Source organism: Pseudomarimonas arenosa (assembly GCF_014841215.1).
Lineage (GTDB): Bacteria > Pseudomonadota > Gammaproteobacteria > Xanthomonadales > Xanthomonadaceae > Pseudomarimonas > Pseudomarimonas arenosa.
On the sequence record NZ_JACYTR010000013.1, the window covers coordinates 1 to 24,277 of the forward strand.

Annotated in this window: 10 protein-coding genes; 2 read left to right on the forward strand and 8 right to left on the reverse strand. The window is 63.3% G+C overall.

The features are described 5' to 3' along the window. Nucleotides 1-333 precede the first annotated feature (333 nt). Nucleotides 334-2,223, forward strand: a complete 1,890-nt coding sequence (locus IFO71_RS08635) for a monovalent cation:proton antiporter-2 (CPA2) family protein (RefSeq protein WP_192029220.1) — start codon at nucleotides 334-336, stop codon at nucleotides 2,221-2,223. Here the strand turns inward: IFO71_RS08635 and IFO71_RS08640 are convergent. The 6 genes from IFO71_RS08640 to IFO71_RS08665 form a co-directional block, all read right to left on the reverse strand. Continuing rightward, the gene (locus IFO71_RS08640; protein ID WP_192029222.1) at nucleotides 2,130-2,834 is read right to left on the reverse strand and encodes a sterol desaturase family protein; all 705 of its coding nucleotides are present in this window, start codon (nucleotides 2,832-2,834) and stop codon (nucleotides 2,130-2,132) included. The genes IFO71_RS08635 and IFO71_RS08640 overlap by 94 nt on opposite strands. A gap of 98 nt (nucleotides 2,835-2,932) precedes the next feature. Next, the gene (locus IFO71_RS08645; RefSeq protein WP_192029224.1) at nucleotides 2,933-4,564 is read right to left on the reverse strand and encodes a Na/Pi cotransporter family protein; all 1,632 of its coding nucleotides are present in this window, start codon (nucleotides 4,562-4,564) and stop codon (nucleotides 2,933-2,935) included. A 146-nt stretch (nucleotides 4,565-4,710) separates the two neighbouring features. Beyond that, a complete protein-coding gene (gene katG / locus IFO71_RS08650) occupies nucleotides 4,711-6,909 on the reverse strand; it encodes a catalase/peroxidase HPI (RefSeq protein ID WP_192029227.1) in 2,199 nt (732 codons plus the stop codon). Between the two features lie 237 nt (nucleotides 6,910-7,146). After that, nucleotides 7,147-10,521: an ankyrin repeat domain-containing protein gene (locus tag IFO71_RS08655; protein WP_192029229.1), complete on the reverse strand. Its 3,375-nt coding sequence runs from the start codon at nucleotides 10,519-10,521 to the stop codon at nucleotides 7,147-7,149. Further along, nucleotides 10,508-10,780 carry a YcgL domain-containing protein gene (locus IFO71_RS08660; RefSeq protein WP_192029231.1) on the reverse strand — a complete coding sequence of 91 codons (273 nt, stop codon included), beginning with the start codon at nucleotides 10,778-10,780 and terminating at the stop codon, nucleotides 10,508-10,510. The genes IFO71_RS08655 and IFO71_RS08660 overlap by 14 nt, the downstream gene beginning before the upstream one ends. A gap of 225 nt (nucleotides 10,781-11,005) precedes the next feature. Continuing rightward, the gene (locus IFO71_RS08665) at nucleotides 11,006-14,254 is read right to left on the reverse strand and encodes a S41 family peptidase (RefSeq protein ID WP_192029233.1); all 3,249 of its coding nucleotides are present in this window, start codon (nucleotides 14,252-14,254) and stop codon (nucleotides 11,006-11,008) included. 182 nt (nucleotides 14,255-14,436) lie between these two features. Here IFO71_RS08665 and IFO71_RS08670 point away from each other — a divergent pair, with 182 nt between their 5' ends. Then, nucleotides 14,437-14,721: a 2TM domain-containing protein gene (locus IFO71_RS08670; protein WP_192029235.1), complete on the forward strand. Its 285-nt coding sequence runs from the start codon at nucleotides 14,437-14,439 to the stop codon at nucleotides 14,719-14,721. 268 nt (nucleotides 14,722-14,989) lie between these two features. On the opposite strand, the gene IFO71_RS21815 is transcribed toward IFO71_RS08670, so the two are convergent. Together IFO71_RS21815 and IFO71_RS08690 are read right to left on the reverse strand one after the other, a co-directional pair. Next, a complete protein-coding gene (locus IFO71_RS21815) occupies nucleotides 14,990-22,837 on the reverse strand; it encodes a calcium-binding protein (RefSeq protein ID WP_225444503.1) in 7,848 nt (2,615 codons plus the stop codon). A gap of 268 nt (nucleotides 22,838-23,105) precedes the next feature. Beyond that, on the reverse strand, nucleotides 23,106-24,176 hold the full coding sequence (locus tag IFO71_RS08690) for a hypothetical protein (RefSeq protein WP_192029237.1): 1,071 nt from the start codon (nucleotides 24,174-24,176) through the stop codon (nucleotides 23,106-23,108). Nucleotides 24,177-24,277: the final 101 nt, after the last annotated feature.

Genomic DNA, 24,277 nt, shown 5'->3' on the forward strand with positions numbered 1-24,277 from the left:
CGTAGCAGCCGACCGAGCGTAGCGAAGGCGCAGGCTACGAAGTAGCCGTTGCTGCGTAGCAGCCGAACAACGCGGCAATCGGTGCAAAGGACCTCAGGGCGAATGCCCTGCGTAGCCGCGCAGCGGCCGAATGAGGGCCGTGCCAGCGGCGAAAGACCGCGAGCACGTTGTCATCCAGCGAGAGTTGTTCGAGAACGTTGCTGTGCCTGGGCTGGCGGTGTCTTTCGGCGCGACCTTATGAAATATCCGGGCTAAGTGATCAACAAGGCTTTCTAGGGTCGTCCACCCGCGATAGGCATAATTGGGGCTGACCTCAACCTGGGAACGGCGCCGATGAGTGGCCACGGCTTTCTCGATATCGCCTTGGTGTTTCTGATTGCAGCCGTGCTGGCGGTGCCACTGTTCCGCGCCCTGGGCCTGGGGGCGGTGCTTGGCTATCTGGCGGCCGGCGTGGTGATCGGGCCACATCTGCTGGGCCTGGTGCCGGACCCGAGCGCGGTGCTGGCGGCGTCGGAATTCGGTGTGGTGATGCTGCTGTTCATCATCGGGCTGGAGCTGTCGCCGGCGCGGCTGTGGGTGATGCGCCGCCAGGTGTTTGGCGTCGGCAGCCTGCAGGTGCTGGGCAGTGCCCTGTTGTTGGGCCTGCTGCTCGTCTGGCTGCCGCTGGGCTGGAAGGCCGGCCTCATCGTTGCCCTGGGGCTGGCCCTGTCTTCGACCGCCGTCGGCCTGCAGCTGCTGGCCGAACGCAAGGAGCTGCCCGCTCACTACGGGCGGCTGGCCTTCGCCATCCTGCTGTTCCAGGACATTGCGGCGATCCCGTTGCTGGCGGCGGTACCCCTGCTCGGCGTGGTCAAGGCCGGCGCTGCCGAACAGTCGGTCGGCAACCTGATTGCCAATGCGGTGCTGGCGATTGCCGCGGTGATCCTGGTCGGCCGCTGGCTGTTGCGCCATCTGTTTCGCGCCGTGGCCAGGAACGGTTCGGTCGAAGTGTTCTCCGCCAGCACCCTGCTGGTGGTGGTGGGCACCGCCTGGCTGATGCACTCGGCCGGCCTTAGCATGGGGTTGGGTGCCTTTCTGGCCGGCCTGCTGCTGGCCGATTCCGAGTTTCGCCACGAGCTGGAATCGCATATCGATCCATTCAAGGGTCTGTTGCTCGGTCTGTTCTTTATTGCCGTCGGCATGTCGATCGATCTCAATGTGGTGGCGCGCGAACCGATTCTGATCGCGCTGGGGGTTGCCGCCTTACTGCTGATAAAGTTCCTGCTGCTGTTTGCCCTGGGCCGCGGCAGTGGGCTTGATTCGGCCGGCGCCCTGCGACTTGGCGCCGTGTTGTCGATGGGCGGCGAGTTCGCCTTCGTAGTGTTTGCCGAGGCATTCAAGGCCGGCCTACTCGATGCAGTGATGCGCGACAAGCTGGTGGTGATCGTCGGTCTGTCGATGGCAGCCACCCCACCGCTGCTGCTGTTGATCGATCGCCTGATCGCCAGCCAACCGAAACCGGCGCCGACTCGGGCCGCCGACACCATCGATCACGAACACCCGCGGGTGATCATTGCCGGCTTCGGCCGCATGGGGCAAATCGTTGGCCGCATGCTGACTGCCTCGAAGATTGCCTATACCGCGCTGGAGAACAGTGCCGAGCAGGTCGACTTCTCACGCCGTTTCGGCAGCAAGATCTACTACGGCGATCCTGCGCGGCCGGATCTTCTGCGCGCAGCCCATGCCGAGCGAGCGGAAGTCATCGTGGTAACCACCGACGACCCGGAAGCCAATCTGCGCACGGTGCGGGTGATCAAGCGGCTGTTTCCGCACCTGAAGATCCTGGCCCGGGCACGCAACCGGCAGCACGCATTCCGGCTGATGGACCTGGGCGTTGATCAGGTCATTCGCGAAACCTTCTACTCATCAATAGAGCTGGCCCGGCATACCTTGCAGGCAGTCGGCGCCGACGATGCCGACGCGCAACGACGGGTCGATCGCTTTATCCAGCACGATGAGGAGCTGCTGCGCGAACAGCACCTGCTGTACGACGATGAAGCGGCCCTGATCCAATCGTCCAAGGAAGCGCGCAGTGAACTGGCGCGGCTGTTCGCCGCCGACGCCGAGCGCCCGCTGGACAGCGAGGGCAGTCAGGGCGCGCGCGACTCCGGTACGGCTGCCAGCGCTGCTGTAGCAGCAGGTGATCGTTCCAAGGTACCGAACAACCAGTCGCCGAGCGGATAGCTGATATTGAAGTTGACCCGGGTCATCGCTGCCGGATCGTGATGATGGGCGTGCAACCAGCGCAGTCGACGAATCAACCCGACCCGCGCCAGCCAGTGCCGTTCCGGCAGGTGGTAGGCCAGGTGAAACACCTCGTAGTTGAGGTAGTACAGAACACCCGATGCCAGAGCCAGCCAGGCGACGTTGTCCGATACCAGCCAGGCCAGGACAAACCACAGCGGCACACCAAAACCGCCGAAGAAGAAGGTCACCAGCAGGGGCGGAAACAGCACCGCGCACAGATCGCGCAGCTGATCGAACGGCATGTGTTGATGGGTAAAGAAGCGATGATGCTGACCGGCATGTCGCTTGTAGATCAGACCGAGGCCGGGAAACGGTCGATGCATCGGAAACCGATGTCCAAAGTACTCGGCAAGATTGGCGTACAGCAAGGCCGCCGGCACCACCAGCCATTCCAGCGGTTGAACCTGCTGCAGTTGCCAAAGCATCAGCACAATTGCCAGCAGCCCGCCAGCGAAAGTGAACAGCAGATGACAAGGCGCACAGTAGCGCCGTGGAATCTCCTTCTGCCGATACTCATCGCGAAAGCGCGCGTTGGCTGCCTGTTTCATGCTGGGTCATGCCTGCCGATGCAGTAGCCCGGCGACACGCCTGGGCAACTCGCTCATCATTGCGCAGATTGACGGCCGGCGCGAATCCAGGGCGCGAGTCAGTTCAGCGGCAGCACCCGCTGGCGCTCTATATCGACGTACAGCCCGGCGCCTTTGCCCAGCTGTTCGACAATGCGCCGAAGACCGCTGAGTCGATCGAGTATGCGCACCAGACCGGCACTGCCGAGCTGACCGCGGCTGCCCAAGCGCAACAACTCAGCCTTGGCGCCCTGGTAGGCCGACTCAAACTCGTCGAGCTGCTGCTGCAGGCGTTCGGATGAGGACTCATGGCCCCCCTGAGAGAAGGCGGCCGCCACCCGGTCCAGGGCGCCGGCAGCCGAGAGATGCACCGACGCCAGGCGCTCGGCCACCGCTGGATCGGCCTCGGCCAGCGGTGCTTGATGCGACAACTCGACCGCACGCTCGCCGGCAGCGCGCAGATATTGGGCGATGCGCAGGGCGCGCGGCAGACTGTGCTCGATGCGTTCCACGCCGCCGGTTTCAATGCTGGGGATGAAGTCCATGATGGCGCTGGCCACACGCTCCAATCGCGAGTGCTCATTGCCCAGGTCGATCTCACTGCCAGGCTCCTGACTGAGCACCGCCCGCGACATCGCCAACGCGTTGTTGCCCAATCGCGCCAGCTCACTCAGCACGGCATCTACCGCCAAGGCCGGTGTGCGCAGCACGTTGCGATCGAGATGGCGCACGATATCCGCCTGACTGTCGATCCTGCCAGCAAAGTGGCGCTCCAGCCATGCCACCAAACCTGCTGTTAAAGGCCAGATGGCCAGCAGACCCAGCACATTGATCAGGGTGTGCAGCAAGGCCAGTACGGTGGCCGGATGCTGATCGCCCCCCGCTGGCAATGCCAGCCACAGTGACAGCTGCAGCAGCCAGGGCAGGATGAGGAAGGCCAAGCTGCCACCACACAGATTGAACGCCACGTGCGCCGCTGCGGTGCGCCGAGCGGCCGCAGTGGCGCCGATGCTGGCGAAGATCGCCGTCGAGGTGGTGCCAAGATTGGCGCCGATGACCATCGCTGCGGCGGCCGACAAAGGCAGCAGGCCTTGTGCAGCGGCGGTCAGAGTCACCGCCAGAGCAGCGCTGGAGCTTTGCATCAGCACGGTGAGGAACACGCCGGCCAGGGCAAACAGCAGACGCGACAGCCAAACGCCCTGTTCGGAGGCGCCCAGTGCCCAGCTCTGATCAATGTCGGCAAAGGCCCCTTTCAACACATCAAGGCCGAGAAAGAACACGCCAAAACCGACCAGCGCCTGACCGAGGGCCGCGCGCCGCCCCTTGCTGGCAATCCACAGCCCCATGCCCAGGGCCACCGCCGGTAGGGCAAACGCTTGCAGCTTGATATCGAAGCCGACCAGGGCGACGATCCAGGAGGTGAACGTGGTGCCGACATTGGCGCCGAACACCACGCCGATTGCCTGACCCAGGCTGAGCAGACCAGCATTGACGAAACCGATGGTGGCGAACACCACGGCGCTGGAGCTCTGCACCAGGGCGGTGATCAGCACACCGGAGCCAACGGCCCGCCACAGACTGCCGGTAGCCCGCGCCAGCATCTGCCGCAGCGCCGGCCCAGCGGCAAACTTCAGCCCGTCGCTCATCAGCCGCATGCCGAGCAGGAACAGGCCGATGCCGCCAGCGAATTGGGTGATGGCTGTCAGATCCATAGCGCCGCGCCATTCTTGGTCAAGTTCAGGGTGCCATGAACATGGCGCAACAGGTAAGACAGGTACTCAAGTCACGCCAGAAAAAGGCCCGGGGTTCCCCAGGCCTTGTCGAGTCAACGTAGTCGGGCGTTAAAGCAAACCATTGATCATGTGTTCAGATCGAACCGATCGAGGTTCATCACCTTGTTCCAGGCGGCGACGAAGTCGTTGACGAACTTCTCTTTCGAGTCGGACTGGGCATAGACCTCGGCCAGGGCACGCAGCTGTGAGCTGGAGCCGAACACCAGGTCGACCACGGTGCCGGTCCACTTGACGGCGCCGCTCTTGCGGTCGCGGCCTTCGAGCACGTTCTTGTCTGCCTTGGAGCGCTGCCACTCGGTGCTCATGTCGAGCAGGTTGACGAAGAAGTCATTGCTCAGCACTTCGGGACGATCAGTGAATACGCCGTGCTTGGCCTCTTCGGTATTGGCGTTCAGCACGCGCAGGCCGCCGACCAGCACGGTCATCTCGGGGGCAGTAAGGGTGAGCAGCTGGGCCTTGTCGATCAGCAGCTCGGCGGCGTGATCGGCGTAATCATTGACCACGAAGTTGCGGAAACCGTCGGCGCGCGGCTCCAGCGGTGCAAACGCGTCGGCATCGGTTTGTTCCGCCGAGGCGTCGGTGCGGCCTGGGCTGAACGGCACCGTGATCGAAACGCCCGCTTTCTTGGCCGCCGCTTCCACTGCAGCACAGCCGCCCAGCACGATGGTATCGGCGAGAGAGATGCGCTTGTTGCCGCTGGCCGAATCGTTGAAAGCCTTCTGCACCGCCTCGAGCTTAGCCAGGACTTTGCCCAACTCGGCCGGCGAATTGGCGATCCAGTCCTTCTGCGGGGCGAGGCGAATGCGCGCGCCGTTGGCCCCGCCGCGCTTGTCACTGCCGCGGAAGGTCGAGGCCGAGGCCCAGGCCGTACGCACCAGCTGCGCAATCGACAGGCCGCTGGCCAGCAGTTTCGCCTTCAGATCAGCAATGTCCTTGGAATCGACCAGATCGTGATCGACCGCCGGCACCGGATCCTGCCAGATCAGCTCTTCTGTCGGCACCAGCTTGCCGAGGTAGCGTGCCTTCGGGCCCATGTCGCGATGGGTGAGCTTGAACCAGGCGCGAGCGAAAGCGTCGGCGAATGCTTTTGGATCATCCTTGAATCGACGCGAGATCTTCTCGTAGGCCGGATCCATGCGCATCGCCATGTCTGCCGTGGTCATCATCGGCGCATGCCGCTTGCTGGGATCATGAGCGTCGGGCACCGTGCCATCACCGCTGCTGCCCTTGGGCTTCCACTGATTCGCCCCAGCCGGACTCTTGGTCAGTTCCCACTCGTAGCCGAACAGGGTGTCGAAGTAACTGTTGTCCCATTGAATCGGGGTCGGCGTCCAAGCGCCTTCGATACCACTGGTGATGGTATCGCCGCCCTTGCCTGAGCCAAAACTGTTCTTCCAGCCAAGGCCTTGCTGTTCAATGTCGGCCCCCTCGGGCTCACGCCCCACATGCTTGGGATCACCGGCGCCGTGCGCCTTGCCAAAGGTGTGGCCGCCGGCGGTGAGCGCCACGGTTTCCTCGTCGTTCATTGCCATCCGGGCGAAGGTCTCGCGGATATCACGCGCCGAAGCCAGCGGATCGGGATTGCCGTTCGGGCCTTCGGGATTGACGTAGATCAGGCCCATCTGCACCGCGGCCAGCGGGTTCTGCAAGTCGCGATCGCCGCTGTAGCGCTGATCGGCCAGCCACTCGCCCTCCGGGCCCCAGTAGATATCGTCTTCCGCTTCCCAGATATCGGCACGGCCGCCGCCGAAACCAAATGTTTTGAAGCCCATCGACTCCAGGGCGACGTTGCCGGTGAGGATGAACAGGTCGGCCCAGGACAGCGCCCGACCATACTTCTGCTTGATCGGCCACAGCAGACGGCGGGCCTTGTCGAGATTGCCATTGTCCGGCCAGCTGTTCTCCGGCGCAAAGCGCTGCGCACCGTTACCAGCACCGCCGCGACCGTCACCAATGCGATAGGTACCCGCAGCATGCCAGGCCATGCGAATGAAGAACGGGCCGTAGTGACCGTAGTCGGCCGGCCACCAGTCTTGCGAATCGGTCATCAGGGCGGTGAGATCCTTGATCACCGCATCGAGGTTGAGCTTCTTGAACTCTTCGGTGTAGTCGAATGCCTCGCCCATCGGGTTCGATTTCGAGGAATGCTGATGGAGAATCTTCAGGTTAAGTTGCTCCGGCCACCAGTCAGCGTTGCTGGGGCCCTGACCGCGCACGGCCTGGGTGTGCGCTCCCGAGAACGGGCATTTCGATTCGTTCGACATGGCTCTCTCCTTTGGCGACGTGGATTCGACGTGTCCTGCCACTGTAGTCCCCGCAACAGCCATCGATCCAAGCGATTCTTTCGATAGCAGCAATAGATGCGGTGAATCACCGACCGCAAGCCGCGCTCGGCGAGTCGCTACCTTGCCACGATAGGGTTACCGATGGGGAAGGGCCGGAGCCTGACGTGCGTACTGCCGAAGATCTCGCGCACGCCATGTGTGCGGCCAGGGGCCGCCCTACGAATCCGTCTTGCGCAGCAAGCGCGCCATCGATGGCGCTGTGGTCTCGTCGAGTTCAGCCGCAATATCGACAAAACCGCGCAGCACGGCGATCTCGTGCGCCCGCCGATTGAGCTGGTCGCGAGCCTGACGATCGGCGCCGGCGGCCAACAATTGGCGCAGCGGCTGCATCAAACCATGCAGGGCGCATAGATGCAGGGCGGCAAAGCCGCGCTGATCGCGGCGCTCGAGGTCGGGCTTGTGGCGCAGCAGGATCTCCAGCTGCGCACCCAGACATTCTTCGTCCAAGGGGTGACCGGCTTCGGCACGGGCGCCGAGCAGCAACAGCAACGGCGACAGGCCATTGCCGCCAGGCTGATCGGCCAGCTCAGCGGCACAGCTTAGCAAGGCGTTCCAGCACGCCATCAGCCGCGTGCGATCGCGCGCGGCGCAGCCGAACTGGGCCAGGGCATGCAGGGCAGTATTGCCGTTCTCGTCGGTGCGTCGTGCATCGGCACCACGGTCGATCAGCATCACCAGCATTTCCGGCAAGCCCAGCGCCGCTGCCACCATCAGCGGCGTCACGCCACCCGGCAGAGCCTGATTGAGATCGACACCGGCGTCGAGCAGCACTTCCACGACGGCCCGGTGACGCATGCTGATTGCGGCGGTCAACGGGCTGGCACCACTGGGCGCGGTCACCTGCAGATCAGCGCGTTGACGAATCAGGCAGCGCACACAATCGAGGTGGCCGCCACCGGCAGCGCGCAACAGGGCGCTGGCCCCCTGGGCGTCGCGACCATCGACCGACAGACCGAGCATCAGCAGGCGCTCCACTGCATGGGCGTCGCCGAGTCGCGCAGCTTCCACCAGATCGGCCTCCCGCAGCGGTCGACCGGGCAGCTGCCAGCCGCGCCAATCCAGCCAGTCGTACACATCCGCCTGCGCATGCCGCAGACTCAGCCCATACGGCGAGCAGCCTTCGGCGTTGCTGAGTTCGATCTGCGCACCGTAGCGCAGCAGCAGCGCGCAGCCGTGCGCATCGCCATAGCGCGCCGCCAGATGCAGAGCGGTGTCGCCATTGGCATCGGCGGCATTCGGATCGACGCCACAGCGCAGCAGGCGCTCGGTCAGCGCCGCGCTGCCCAGCCGCAGCGACTGATGCAGGGCCGTGCTGCCTTGCCAGGGGGCGAAGATTTCGGCGCCCGCCTCGACGCGCTGAATCGCCCAGCGCTGCCACTCGGCATCCAGCTTGCGCAGTGACTGCAATACTCGCGCCAGCGGAAAACCGCCCCAACTGACTCCGCGCCGTGCCAGCGCGTGTAGCAGCCCAGCCTGCAACGGGCGCAGGGTGCGCATCGCCGGGTCGGGCACTGCCTGCAGAAATTCTGCGGGCAAGGCACCGATCAATCGATCCAGGGCCTGCTGCCCCAGCTGCTCGCCCTGACGCAGCACAAAGTCAAACAACTCGTTAGGATCGATCTGCGAGGCGCGCAGCACTGCATCGACGCGCCACAAATCCTGCTCGGCGAGCGCCTCATCGAGCCGCACCGGCCACGGGCGAACATCGTGTTCCACCGCCTGTTGCAGCACTTCCAGATCGGCTTCGGTACCAAGACAGCTGGGTAGCTGACAGCTTGGATCAAGCACCTTGACCAGCGGCCAGCGCCCGAGATCGATCGCGCATTGGAGGGCGTGTCGGCCATCGCCAGCCGGCTGCGCAGGATCGACGCCCAGGGCCAGCAGGGACGCCACGGTGTCGGCGTTGGCCCTCGGTGATTGACAGGCCAGCAGCAGCGCATTGCGGCCGTGTGGATCCTGAACATCGACCTTGGGTGAGGCCTTGGTCAACGCGGAGATCACCCCATTGGCACCGGCCCGGGCCGCTTCCAGCAGCGGGGTGACCTGATGATCATCGGCAAGGTCGGGATCGGCGCCGGCCGCCAGCAACAGCTCGGCGATTTCCCTGTTGCCGGCCAAGGCCGCGCTTAACAGGGCGGTGCGCCCGAGGCGACCCTGCGCATCGACCTTGGCCTTGAACTTCAGCAGTAGCTGCACACCACCGATATCATCATCACCCGCGGCGGCGGCCAGCAGGGCGGGCTGTCCACCGGCGGGCTCGGGCTTGGCCTTGCGTTCCAGCAGGAAGCGCGCCAGGCGCCAATTGCCGCTGGCGCAGGCCACGCCCAGCGGCGAATAGCCATCACGGTTCAAGGCATCGACCTCGGCACCGGCATCGATCAGCAAGGCGGCGACATCAGGCTCACTGATCAAGGCCGCGAAGTGCAGGGCGGTGCGCCCCTCGTTATCGCTGGCCCGCGGGTCGGCGCCATTGGCCAGCAAGGTCATGACCGCGTCGGGCCGTCCGCGCAAACTGTCGCGGGTCGTCACCAGCAGCGGGGTAAGCCCCGCATGCCGTCGATTCAGCTCGGCACCGCCGGCAATCAAACGACGCAGCAGACGTGTGTCAGGCAATACCGCGGCCAGCATCACCAGACTGCGCTGATCGCGATCCTCGGCCGCCGGCAGCAGCTTGGGATCGGCGCCGGCATCCAGCGCAGCCAGAGCATCATCCACTCGCCCCAGACGGGCCGCCGCCATCAGTCGCGCCGATGGATCGCCTGGCAGCAGCACCGGCAGGTAGGTCGGTGTGACCGGCTCTTCGCGCGGCTTGCTAGCCGGATTGGCCCGTGCCGGCTGACTGCCGGGCGGAGCTGGCAGCGGCGTCTCGCTGGCCGACAACCGCGCCGGCTCGACCAGGGCCACCAGGACGAAACTCAGGAACGGCGCGATCAACCACCACCAGGCACCGATCAGGGTCATACGCCAAGGCAGTGGCCAATGACCGATCAAGCCCAGGGCCAAGCCACCGACCAGCAGGCTCAACGCCACCAGGGCGGCCAGCAGACCGCGCGCCGACGAGGGATCGGCGCGAACCAGCCGCCGCGACTCACTCCAGCAGTGCGCCAGCAGCTGCCACGGGCCGCGACGCCGGGGCCGGTCGATATAGGCCAAGGCCAGCAAGGGCCAGATCCGCCATAGTGAGAGCCAGCCCAGGCCCAAGGCCAGACTCAGACCCAGAACGGCCGGCAAGCCATGTTCGCGCAGTTGCAGCAGCGGCCAGGCGCTCAGACCAACCAGGGCGGCGACCAGCAGGGAGACCCAGATCAGACCGACCGGAAAGCGTCGCAGCACGGTCTGGCCGATCGTGGACTCGGGCAGATGCTGCAGAGCCAAGCCAGCACCGGCCAGCTGAGTGGCCATGCCCAACACCACGCCGAACAACCAGTAAGGCTCGACCAGTCGATAACCCACCGTACCCAGCACCGCCCCTAGCAGCCATAGCACCCAGGGCCAGGCGCCGGTGGCCGGCACGCGCTCAGTCTCCAGCATCGGGCGTGGCCAGTAGCTCGGTGATGCTGTCCTTCGGCGGGAACTGCACGTGCACTCCGTGGGTGAGCAGATTGCCACGCACCACCTCGGGATTTTCCCGCGCCAGCTTGCGCTGCGCTGTCAGCTCGATCTCAAGCACGAACTGCAGCCGCCCCAGCGGCTCGCGCAGGGCGGCCGGCAACTTGTGGAAAGCATCGCGCTCAGCCAGATAGACATAGGTCTCGGCGCGCCGAAGGCTCTTGTAGACGTAGCAGTGCATCAGCCGGGGCAGGAATCAAAGCGGCAAGCATACCGCGCCAGCCCCGCCGGGCGCCTGAAGCGTAGCGGGGGGCTGGCGAATTTGGCCAGCGAGATTTCCTGCTCATGCCCTGCCGCGTTTCTGCTCGGCACCGAACAGAGGCCCGGAACCACAACGAGTTGTAGCCCTTCTCGCTGGCGCGCGAGAGCTGGGGAAGGTCGCCGATCCTACTTCTCGCGACCTCAACTATTCGCGTGGGAATGTAGTCGGCGCCGGCGGGGTTTGCGGTCGTTTCGGTGGGTTGCTCTCCAACTCGCGCAGCAGATGCGCCACTGCCGCCTCCAGAGTGGGATCGCGGTCATTGGCATAGGCTTCCGGCCGGTCGATCACTTCCACATCGGGGGCAACACCGGTGTCTTCGACGTCCCAGCGTCCCTCGGTATCGAGGAAACGGAAGGTGGCGGCGAGAATGGTGCCGCCGTCGGCCAGACGCGGGTTGCTGCCCTGGATGCCAATCAAGCCGCCCCAGGTGCGCGTGCCGAACAGCTTGCCCAGGCCGAGCCGGCGGAAGTAGTAAGGCAAGGCGTCGCCACCGGAACTGGACTGGCCGTTGATCAGCATCGCCTTCGGGCCGAGATGAGAAAGCAGCGGCGTGGCGTAGGGCTCCAGCCCCTTCGACTTCCAGTAGTTAAGCGGGCTGCGTGCCAGTAGCTCGATCATGCGGTCGGGAATGAATCCGCCGCCGTTGTAGCGATCATCGAGGATCAGCGCATCGCGCGAGGCATAGGCCAGCAGGCCACGGAACATCTCGCGGCTTCCATCGACCGCGGTGTTCGGCAGATGAATGTAGCCAATCCGACCGCCTGAGGCCTGTTCGACCATGCGGCGACGGCTCTCCACCCAGTCGAGATAGCGCAGATTGCCCTCTGAGGCGATCGGCTTGACCCGCTCGACCCGCGAGTCTGCACTCGGCGAACCTGCAACACGCAGTTCCACCACTTGGTCGGCCTTGCCTTCGAGCAGCTGGTAGACATTGGCCACGCCGCGGGTCGACACACCATCAATGGCGAGGATCAGCTCACCCTCCTTGACCGAAACGCCGGGCTCGGTCAGCGGCGAACGACGGCTCTGGTCCCAGTTCTCGCCGCCAAAGATCCGCCCGACGCGCACATGGCCGCTGTCGTCGGGCTGCAGCTCTGCGCCAAGCAGGCCGCTGGCCACTCGCTTCACCCGCGGCTGGTCGCCACTCTCGACATAGACATGCCCGGCATTGGCCTCACCGGCGATCTCCGACAGCACATAGTCGAGGTCGGCACGACTGCCCAGATGCGGGATCAGGCCTTGATACTTGTCGCGAATCGCCAGCCAGTTCTGCCCATGCATGCCTTCGTCGTAGAACACGTCGCGCAGGATGCGCCAGGCATCCACATACAATTGCTGCCACTCGCGACGCGGCTCAACACGCAGTTTCAGCTCGGAAAGATCGAGTTTGTGCTTGTCGAAATCCTGCCCTGGCTTGGCGTCGATCAGGGCGAAATCCTTGCCGCGCCGTAGCAGAATCTGCTTGCCGTCGGCCGACAGTTCATAGCCGGTGATCTGCCCATAGCTGGTCGCTTCATCGGCATCACGGCCGAGATACTTCAGTTCGGCGCCACCACCATTGCCGCCATTGCTGACCGCTGCCACGTAGGCACCGTCCTGTCCGGCGGCGAGCCCGGCGTAGTTGCCGGGCGGCAGCTTCAAGGCCTGAACGCGCGACGCGAACCCCGGCAGATCGATCCGCAGCGGGGCCTTGTCCGATTTACCTGCGCCGCCCTCGGTCTTGCCGCCAGCACCCGCTTCGTCGCTCAGGTTGCGGTAGAACGGCTCGCCGTCGGCCTGCAGACTGGCGGCGTAAACGCGGGTTGCATTGGTGTAGAGGAAGTTGAATTCGAAGGCGCTGAAGGTCAGGTTGTAGTCGCGATCGGACAGAAAGTACAGCCAGCGCCCCTTGGGATCGAACACCGGGTTGCGTTCGCGACTTTCGTCACCGGTGAGCTGGTAGGTCTTGCCATCGGCGATCGAATACAACCAGATTGAACTGTTGTTGCTCTTGTTGACCTTGGCATAGGCCAGCCAGCGGCTATCCGGCGAGAACACGTAGTCATCCGGGCTGCCGTACTGCCCAACATCGACTTGCACCGAGGTTCCGGTGCTGACCTCGACCACGCTGAGCCGATGTAGCCGATCGGAAATGGCGATGCGGCTGCTGTCCGGCGACCAGACCGGATTGAGGCGCCAGATATCGCCGCCCTGGGTCAGCTGGCGCGGCTGGCCACCGCCGTCCTGACGCCGCACGTAGAGCTCGTATTCACCGCTCTGATCGGAGTAGTAGGCCAGCCAGCGACCATCCGGCGACCAGCGCACGCTGTGCTCACGGGCGTCAGCGCTATGCGCCACATTGCGGGTCGCGCCCTGTTTCACCGGCACAGTGAACAGCTCACCGCGGGCGGCGATAGCGACTCGCTCGGCACCCGGAGCGAGGCTGAAGGAATCGATGAAATCGCGACCATCGACCCAGCGTGGCTGGGTTTCCGGCAAGTCGGCGGCGATCCGGATCGGAATCTCCCGGCTTTGCCCATCGGCCGGATCGAAGTGCCACAGTGATCCGCCCTTCTCGAACACGATGCCGCCCGGGCCGGCGCTGGGCCAAAGCACATCAAAATCGCTGAACGCAGTGAGCTGGCTGGCGTCACCGCCGCTCGCCGGTACGCGATACAGGTTCAAGGTGCCGAGCTCACGATCGGACACGAAGTAGACCTGATCACCGATCCACATCGGCTGCTGGTCGGTACCGATATGGTCGGTCAGCTGCTTCGAAGTATTCGCGGCCAGATCGTAGGTCCAGACATCCTGAGCACGACCGCCGCGATAGCGTTTCCAGGTGCGGAATTCGCGGTCGATCGGAGTGAACGCCAGCGACTGTCCATCCGGGCTGTAGCTGGCCCCGCCCGACTCGGGCATCGGCAGCGGGCGCTCCAGGCCGCCAGCGGCTGGCACGCAATAGGGTCGACCATTGCGCTCACCCCAGGGCGTGCGATTCATCCGCACCAGGATGCACTGGCCGTCCGGACTCCAATCCATCACCCGGTTATCCGTGCCACCGCGCGGCGGCATCACGCCGACATCGTTGTACCAGGTCAGCTGGGTCGGCTCGCCGCCCGCGGCCGGCATCACGAATACCTGGCGGGTGCCGTTGTACTCGGCGGAGAAGGCGATCTGGCGACCATCCGGACTGAACTTTGGATACAGCTCCTGCCCTTCGTGCGAAGTCAGACGGAACGCCGTGCCGCCGGCCAGCGGCGCGGTATACAGGTCGCCGGCATAGCTGAACACCACGCGGTCCTGATGAATATCGGCAAAGCGCAGCAGCTTGCTCGGGCTGTCGGTCTGTGCCGCAGCAGTGAAGCTGGCAGTGCCGAGCAACAGGGCGAGGGAAATCGTCGTGCGAACCATGGCGGCCTCGGTCGTTGATCTGAACCGGCGACCCTAGCAGGACTCGGCAAGGCGAGGAAACTGGCCAAGGTCATGGGCGGCCGGAGCGCGCCCAAACTACGGCGGCCTGCCGGCGGTCACAGCCAGCGTGATCAGCGCGTCATAGGCCACAAGCCCCTGATGAGGCAGTCAGCATGAACCCGATGCGTACTGTTCACGAAGCCATCACCCTGCCGTTCACCGCCGTTTTCGTGATCGGCATCTGTTTCTTCATCAACTGGATGACCTCACCCGGCCACTGGTGGGTGCAGTGGGTGGTCCTCGGCATGGGTATCGCGGTGATCTCGGCCTGGGCGCGAGCCATCAAACTCGCTGTTATCGCCGGCCTGCTGGCGCTGGGCGGCAAGTGGGCCTACGAGCGCTGGGGCGAGCAGGGCAAGGCCAAGCTACGCGAGTTCCTGCAACCGCCGCCGCCTCCCGCTGACTGAGGTGAAGCCGGCCCGGAATGCTCCGGGCCGGCTAGCAATGACGACTAACAGGCTGCCGAAAAACAGGCTGCTGAAACGAGTCTCAGCAACCTGCTAAACGCTCTGTTCAGAGCGCAAATCCGCCGAGTTCGGCACAGGTCCGAACTCGGTTCGGCCGCTTCGCGGCTACGTCGAGCTTCGCTCGAATACGCTGATCAACAACGTACGTTGTTGATCGCGGCGGTACATCCGTGCACCACAGGAATCTCTGACCTTATTCAGAGATTCCCTAGAAATACGCACACTCACGCGGAGAGCGATGAGTGGGCGCAGGTTCGGCGCTTCCGGCCAAGGGCAGCTGCTGCGGACAATTGATCTCGATCAGCGAGGGATCAATGGCCGAACCGCCTTCTGCACCGAAGCCGGCCATGCCTTCCAGCAGGCGTCCCAGCTCACGCTGCAGGTCAGCATTCCGATCGGCCACCGGGCCACTCGGGAAGCCACCCACCGGTGCTTCGGGGCCGATGACCGGCGCAGCTGTGCGTTGAACCGTCGGCATCAAGCTCGGTGCTTCGCCCCACATCAGTTCGCGCAGGTACTCGATCTGCTCAGCAGAGTCGGCAAACTCGACCGTCTTGCCCGCCGTGAGCAGGCCATTGATGTCCTGTGCCGACAGGGCATAGCCGCCGTCACCAGGCTGCACATAGGCAATCGCCTGCTCGCCACCGAGGAAGTGGTTAAGTACGCGCACCTGCTGGGCCGAATCGCCATCCACGCGAATCAGTAGATCGTCGCCGTCACGATGAAAGCTCAGCCGCTCGCGATCGACGCCATCGAAGTACACCCAATCACTGCCGCCACCGCGGTTGTCGATGGTGTCACTGCCATCACCGGCACGGAAGAAGTAGGTGTCGTTGCCGGCACCACCCTGCAACCAGTCGTTACCGTCTTCGCCGACCAGGGTGTCATCGCCGCTGCCACCCAGCAAGCGATCATCACCCGAGCCACTGAACGAGCCGTTTCCTCCGGACAGATAGTCATCGCCATCGCCACCTTCGAGTCGATCGTTTCCGGCGAAGGCAAACAGTTGGTCGTCACCGGCGAGACCACGGATCAGGTCAGTGTCATTGGTACCCAACAGTTGCTCCCCTGCGGCGCTACCTTCGATGGTGTTGGCGTAGTCGCCTTCACCCGGCTCAGGCTCGCCCGGATCCGGTTCGGGATCCGGATCAGGCGCGGGCGCGCCCGGCATTGGGCTGAGGCGAGCAGCGATCGCTGCCGGATTGAGCAGGCTTCCACCGGCCGGCTGGACATAATCCAAGGCGGAATCGGCGCCCAGGAAATGCCCCAGCACGCGCACGCTTTGAGCGAGATTGCCATCGACGTAGATGACCAGATCATCGCCATCGCGACTGAAGCCGAGGCGATCCAGTGAGATGCCGTTGTTGAAGAACAGCACATCGGTGCCGCCGCCGCGATTGTCGATCACGTCTTGACCGCCGCCGTAAACGTAGTGGTCGTTGCCCGCACCACCCAGCATGGTGTCATCGCCGTCTTCGCCGGCCAGGGTGTCATTGCCGGCACCGCCTTCCAGGCGATCGTTGCCCGAGCCGTTACCGCTGCCATTGCCGCCGGCCAGGTAGTCGTTGCCATCGCCGCCTTGCAGCAGGTCGTCACCGGCGAATCCAAACAGCTGGTCGTTGCCGCCCAGACCGTTGAGGTGATCGCGACCATTGCTGCCCAGCAACTGCTCACCGGCGGCGGTGCCCTCGACCACGCGATCGAACTCACCACCCGTACTTCCACCGGCAACCAGGGCGTTGATATCGGCCGTGGTCAGGTAGTTGCCACCGGCAGGCTGCACGAAGTCGATGGCGTGCTCACCACCGAGGAAGTGGTTCAGCACACGCAGTGCCGGCACCTCGTTGCCATCGATGCTGATCAGCAGGTCATCGCCGTCGCGGCTGAAGCTCAGACGATCGCGGGCCACGCCATTGACGAATACGCCGTCGAAGCCGCCGCCGCTGTTGTCGATCACATCGCTGCCCGAGTCGGCATCGATGACGTAGTGATCATCACCGGCGCCGCCGATCAGCAGGTCATCGCCGCCGCCACCGACCAGGGTGTCATTGCCGCTCAGCCCACTTAGCACATTGCTTGCGCTATTACCTGAGAGGTAGTTGTTCAACGCATTGCCGGTGCCATCAATGGCCTGACTGCCCTGCAGGAACAGGATCTCGACGTTGTCGCTCAGGCTGTGATCGACGGTCGCCTGGACCCGGTCGTTGCCGCCCCCGGCCTGCTCCACCACCACATCGTCCGCATGATCAACGATATAGGTATCGTCGCCGACCCCGCCCTCCAGGTGATCGGCATCGCTGCCGCCGTCGAGGTAGTCATTGCCTTCACCACCGAACAGGCGATCCTGATCCTGACCACCGAACAGGGCATCGTTGCCGGCCAGGCCATGCAGCTCGTCCTCGCCCTGCCAGCCGCCGAGGCGGTTGTCGCCCGCATTGCCCTCGATCCGATTGTCGAGCTCGTTGCCGTTGCCGGTGATCACGCCGCTGCCAAGAATCAGGTTCTCGACATTGTCGGCCAGCACCAGATCGGTTTCGAAGTGCCGCTCGACGGTGTCTTCGCCCTGATCTTCGTGTTCCACCACCCGATCGCCGGCCGAGTCGATGATCATGTAGTCGTCGCCCCACCCACCGATCAGCTCGTCGTCGCCGGCGCCGCCGTCGAGACGGTTGTTGCCGTCATTGCCTTCGATCCGATTGTCGCCGGCATTACCGGTGCCGTTCAGATTCTGCTCGTGCAGCAGACGCAGATTTTCCAGCGTGTCGCCCAGCACATAGTCGATGCTGGCCTCGACAGTGTCCTCGCCTTCGGACTCCGCCTCGACCACCTGATCGTCAACGTGGTCCACCACATAGGTGTCGTTGCCGGCACCACCTTCCAGGTAGTCGGCACCCTCGCCGCCATCGAGTCGATTGTCACTGCTGTTGCCGAATAGCTGCTCATCGCCGTCGTGACCGACCAGCTCATAGCCCGCACTTCCCTCGACCAGACGCAGCTCTTCGACATTGCCCGAAGAGCGGAAGTCGCTGCTGGCGTAGACGATGTCATGCCCCTCGCCAGCCGCTTCGATCACCTGGTCGCCCACATTGTCGACGTGATAGACGTCGTCACCGCTGCCACCCAGCATCTGATCGCGACCGCTGCCACCATTCAGCACATCGTTGCCGGCATCGCCGTGCAACTCGTCGTCGCCGGCACGGCCTTCGAGCCGGTCATCCCCGGCCAGACCGCGCAGCACATTGCGTGCCGCATTGCCCTGCAAGGTATCGCTGCGCGCGCTGCCGCTGGCATCGATCTCGGCCTCGCCGACCAGTTCCAGCACCTCGACATTGTCAGGCAGACTCAGGCTGATCGAGCTTTGCACGCGATCGGTTCCTTGATCATCGTGTTCCACCACCTGATCGGCCGCACTGTCGACGCGGTAAACGTCGTCCCCGGCACCGCCTTCCATCAGGTCGTCACCGACGCCGCCATCCAGCAGGTCATTGCCTTCGCCACCGTACAGACGGTCATTGCCAGCAGCGCCCAACAGCTCGTCATCACCGTCTGCGCCGGCCAGATGATCAGCGTCGGCACCGCCGTCCAGACGGTCATTGCCTGCCCCGCCATCGAGGTGATCGCGCCCGGCTTCACCGAACAACTGGTCAGCGCCTTCACCGCCGGTGACAAGATCATCGCCTTCACCGGCGAAAATCACGTCATCACCGGCCAGACCGTCGATCTCGTTGTTCAGTACATTGCCCTGAATCAGGTCCATCCGCGAGGTGCCCAGCAGCACCTGCAGATCAAGATCACTCGGCGAGAGCATCCACGGTGCGCCACTGCCCGAATCGATCATGATGCCGCCCAGCGCCAGTCCGGTGAGCTCGCTGAAGAACTGCTCCAGGCGGATTTCGTCGCCCTCGCTGGTGGCAAAGCTCACCACCAGGCTGGTGCCCTCGCGACGGAAGATCAGCTCATCGAGGCTGAGGTTGCTGATATAGATGGTGGTCTGACCTTGGCGATCAAGAATCGCATCGCGACCATCGCCACGGGCGAAGTAATAGCGGTCATCACCAGCGCCGCCGATCAGACGGTCATCGCCAAGGCCACCGATCAGCTGGTCGTCACCGATACCCCCGTGCAGCTCATCATTGCCTTCGCCGCCAAACAGGCGGTCGTCACCGTAACCACCGTCCAGGTGGTCGTTGCCGGCCTGGCCTTCGAGCAGATCGTTGCCATCGTCGCCTTGCAGCCGGTCATTGCCCTCGCCGCCGAGCAGGCGATCATCGCCCTGGCCGCCATACAGCCGGTCATGACCCTCACCACCGCGCAACTGATCGTTACCGTCCAGACCATACACCGTGTCATCGCCGGCCCCGCCATCGATCACATCATCCTCGGCATAGCCGGTCAGCTGATCGGCCTGTTCAGTACCACGCAAGGCCTCGTTACGCAGCTGCAGGGCACTCCACACGGTGCCATCGGCGAAGCGGATCTCATTGATGCTACTGGCGCCCAGGCCATCATCGCTGAAGTGGTTGCGCACCCGCAGCCGATCGCCATTGGCAAAGCTGAGAATCAGATCCAGACCCTGGCGGGTGACCTGCACATCGCTGGCGCTGATGCCGGCCAGAAACTCGATGCGATCCTGTCTGCCCGGGCTGTTGTCGTAGTTCTCGATTTCATCGCTGCCAAAGCCGGCGGCGAAGCGATAGGTATCGCTACCGGCACCGCCATTCAGCCGGTCATTGCCATTGCCGCCGATCAGGATGTCATTGCCATTGCCACCCAGCAGGGTGTCATTACCGGCGCCGCCATTTAGCTGATCGTTGCCATCCAGGCCCATGATCTGATCGTCACCGCCGAGACCGTCAATAACATCGGCCACGATGCTGCCGTACAGCACATCGGCCTGCTCGGTCACCGGCAGAACGATACGGGCCAGCAGGTCGTTGAGTGACCAGACGGTGCCATCGTGGAAGCGCACCGATTCCAGCACGCCCTCACGCAAATGGCCGTTTTCATCGAACACATTGTCGATGCGAATCGAGCCGGCCTCATCACCGCTGCCGATCTCGATCAGGATTGAGGTCATATCGCGACCGACGCGGATGTCCGCTGCGCTGATCCCTTCCAGGAACACCAACTGGTCGTTGCCCGAGGAATCGTAGATGCGATCGGCGCCGTCGCCAAGGCGATAGTAGTAGGTGTCATTGCCGGCACCGCCGCTCAGCTGGTCATCACCCAAACCACCGATGATCAGCTCGTCGATCGAACGGCCGAGCAGACGATCATTGTGATCGGTGCCGATCAGCGAGGGCGCATTGAACACAGGCGCCAGATCCGGCCAGTGCGCCAGCACCTGTCCGAAGGCCTGCTCCATGGCAGTGCGGAAGTCCGACGAGTAGGTGCCCAGGCCTCGCAACACCTCGACCGCCCGGCCAAGGGCGTCGAGATCGCCCTGGCTGCGCATCTCACCGGCAGCGCTCACGAATTCAGCCCAGTCGACCAAGGGCTGACGATAGCCAGAAGCCATGCCTCCTTGGACGAAATCAGAAAGCTCCGCATCGGTCTGCGCCAGCAATTGGGCGCGAACGAACTGGGCAAAGCGATTGAACTCGGCAATCAGTAACGGGGCGGCACCACCGTGCGGATTGGGGTCACGCTGCCCCCAGCACCATGTACCGAGATAGCCCCGCCCGACCAACTGTTCCAACACAATCAGTTGCCGCGCATCCATCACATGGCCATAGTGGCTCCTGGGGTCGCGGCTGTTCGGGTCGACATCGGTGACACCGGCCCACTGGAAGATCAGGCCTTCCAGCATTGCATCGCGTGCACCAGCATCGGTCTCCGCCATAAAGGCCTCTACCATCGCACGCAACACCGGGTCGCCGGCCATCGCCTGCCGCAGATCGGGCAGATTGCCAAAGCCACGCGCGTTCGGCAGGCGCAACAGCTCGTTGCTGATCTCACCCTCGAAGTCGGCAATCCGCCGCCCGGCGTCGACGTCGAACCAGACATCGCTGACCGCTGCAGTGGAACCGTCTGTTCGAGTCGCTGTGCCTTCCTGGCGGTGCGCCTGGCCGGCGCTATCGATGCGAGTCGAATCCTGCCACTGGGTATTGATCGATGCGATGCCGGCCTGCTCCAAGGTCAGCAGTTCGCCCTCATCGGTGCGACCATTGCCATTGGCGTCGCGCCATACACGCAGCTCGGCAAACCCGCTGTCCGTCGCGTCGATCACCCCGTCCTGATTCTCATCCAGCTCACGCAGCGCTTCGAAACCATGCGCCGCCAGACTGCCATTGGCCAAACGGGTATTGCTGCCAAACATCTCGCGACCGGAATCGATCCGCCCGTTGCCATCCAGATCGCGCACCAGGAACCCATCATCGGCCCCGGCCCAGGCCGTGCTCTCACGCATGCCATTGGCATCGTGATCGAAGTAGCGATGGCGGCTCCGCTCGACCGTCTCCACCCCATCGCCATCCAGATCGATCACAATCGGCGAAGTGCGCGTCTCGGCATCGTCGAAGTCCGGATCTTCATCGTTGTCGTCGTCGTCGTCGTCTTCCTCTTCCTCGAGCACGATTCCGAGGTCGTTGCTGGGCTTGGAGAACTCGTTGATCGTAATCGACTCTCCCGACTCATTGGTCACGGTCAGGGTGTCGCCGCTCAGCACATAGGTAAAGCGACCGTCTTCGCTGTAGTACGTGTTGGCCGGATCGCCTTCCTCATGCACACCACCGACCAGTTGCGCGCCGTTCCATAGCACTTCTCCGCTACCATCTTCGTCGCGCAACGAATCTCCATTGCCGACTCGATAGGTATCAAAGCCGTTGCCGCCAACTAGAACGTCCTCGCCTGCGTCGCCCTGAAGAATGTCCCGTCCCTCACCGCCGTTAAGGAAGTCATTGCCCTCGCCGCCTTCCAGAATGTCGTCGCCGTCCTGGCCAATCAATGCATCTGTTCCGGCCAAACCGCGTAGTGTGTCCTGGACATCTGAGCCAACTAACAGGTCGTTGTGCTGTTGATTGGTTGAAGTCAGGTTGTAGCCGTCACGGGTGGAGCCTTGCAGGGTCCCACCGGCCGCGTCCATGACCTGGATATCGAGATAGTTGATGTCCGCAACGCCAACCACTGTGTTGTCCGGGTTGTTAACCCGTTCAACGAAGCGATCCAGCAGCGCGTCCCCAGCGACCGCTAGACTTTGCTCCAATGTCTGTACAGCTGAGCGACTGGCGTCAGCCACATGCGCCAGAACGGCAGCATAGTCGTTGTTGGCTCGGCCCACGTTCGCGCTGTAGCGCTGTTCGTAGGCCATGATGATCGAGCGATGCTCGGTATACATTCGGTACACGTCAACGCTGGCGTCGTCACTGATGTTCGATGCGTCAACGCCCGACTCGTAGAGTCCGAACAGCTGACTTTCGAAGTAGCGCCGCTTGGCGATGCCGTTACCCGCTGACGCCCCCCCATTATTGCGGTAGCGCATGTCATACCAAACGGCCGCGCGATCGCCAGCTGCAATGGAAGCCTGCATGTTCGGCCCCACCAGGGCAGGGCTGTTCCAGCAGAATGAAAGAAGGGCCAGACGCTCATAGCTCTGCGTTACGCCAGCGGCTCGGCCATCGAGCACGGTCTCATAACGCGGCGCCAGTTCGTCGAAAATCTCACGCACTTGGTCGTCGGTCAGCTCAAAGCTGGCGCTTGGATCGCCAAGATAGTTCTGAATCAGCAGATCAACCTGATTGTTATTGGCGGCCACTTGCCCGCGCCAATCGGTCGAGAAGATCGCCGCCAGCGAATTGAACAGGGTTTGATTCGCCGTTGATGAGGTGGGGCTCCACGCGGCGTCTCCCAGAACGACCTGCAAGACTTCAACCAGATTGTCCCGCACACGTAAGTTGAAGCCGCAGCCAATGGTCGGAATGCCAACATTGTCGGCATAAGTAGTGCGGGCCGGATGCCCGCTTTCTTCGAGCTGCAGGATGATCAGGTAGCGCAAATACTCGTAAGTACCAGGTGTCGCACTGCTGCCGCTGGGCAGAGGGGTGTAGGTGATAGGCATAGCTTGTTCTCGCAGGCGAGCAAGCCCGGCCCGGCTGCGCGGACACTTCTGGCAATTCGCTCAGATTCAGGGCTTGCGGTGAATAGTCTGTTGTGAGTTCGATGCGACTAGAGCTCAGCGTCCGTGCTGTATTCCTCCTTTCCTCATTGAATTGTGTGGCGCGCTACGCGCTTTTTATCTTCGTGCTTCAGGGCCTGCTCGGCAGCCTGCCTCTACGGTGGTCGCCTTGGTGGACTCAGGCTGGCCTGAAAATCCGCAAGCTAGGCCGCTAAGGGAACTGCGTCCGAACACGCACTTGCGGTTGGGCGCTGAACTTGCACATCGGCGGCAGACTGCTTGTAGGGAAAAAAGCCAGATAATCACCATCCACCTCCCCCATCAGGACCGCGCGGCCCTGGTAGTCAAACACACGCGGTTGGCGAAACTGCTTGCGAGGGAGGAACCCCTGGGCGTCTTCCGGCGCGAGCGCCTGACTCAATTCACTGTTCTTGAACTCGCCGGTGGCGGCGTCGACCTCAATCAACCACTCATAGATGCCTCCGCACCCACTGCCCGAGTGGTGCTGAAGGTGAGCGAGCTGAATCGAGGACTCCGAATCCGACACCGGCAGCTGTAGTGATCTGAGCTCGTCGACACTCCGACCGACAAGCATTCGGTACTCGCCGGGCACGGCAGCCTGTTCGCTCCAGGGCAAGGTCGGGAGTTGACCCGATGCAATCGCTTCGCAAAGGGAGGGTTCTTCCGAATGCTCGACCTTGAGTGCTATTTCAGAGATCGACTCGATCAGACACAGGGGCTTGCGCCGTGAGTCAACGAATCGCGAGACGATCCTCGGCGTGTCGTCGCTGGCCATGCTGACTACGAGCAGCTCGCCATCAAGGGTATACAACCGATCTCGAGTCCCCCACGCAGCCCAGCGTAGCTCCTCTTGCATCTCCACCGACAAGGCTTCCGATCCATGCCATTGCAAGGCTTCAAAGGACTCGTTCTTCAGCGCCTCAAGCGAGATCACCGAGGATGTACTACATGAACCCGTGCTCGTCACCCTGATGAGCGCATCGAAGCCTGATTCCGCGTCGAGTCTAATAGCTCCTTCCATCTGATATAGCCCAGTTGCACTGATCTGTTCAGCCAACTCATTGGCTAACGCCACGTCTGACACTGTCGCAATGCTTTCCGCCAGCAAACCAGCATTGCTGGCAGCAACGACTCGCTCACATGTGTGGGCATCGCTCGATGCAGCAATAGGAGCACCTAGCGCCAAAGCAAGCAGCAGTAAAGCGCAAGCTCTTAAGTTCTGCTGGACACGATCAAGCCTCGTGGCTCGAACCTCTCGCATCTCCACTCCCTCATTAGATGATCTGTTCAATGTCTCGACCACTTGACCACCAAGGTCACCACGGTATTGAGGAGACAGCCGAGTGCATTACTAGAGTCGAC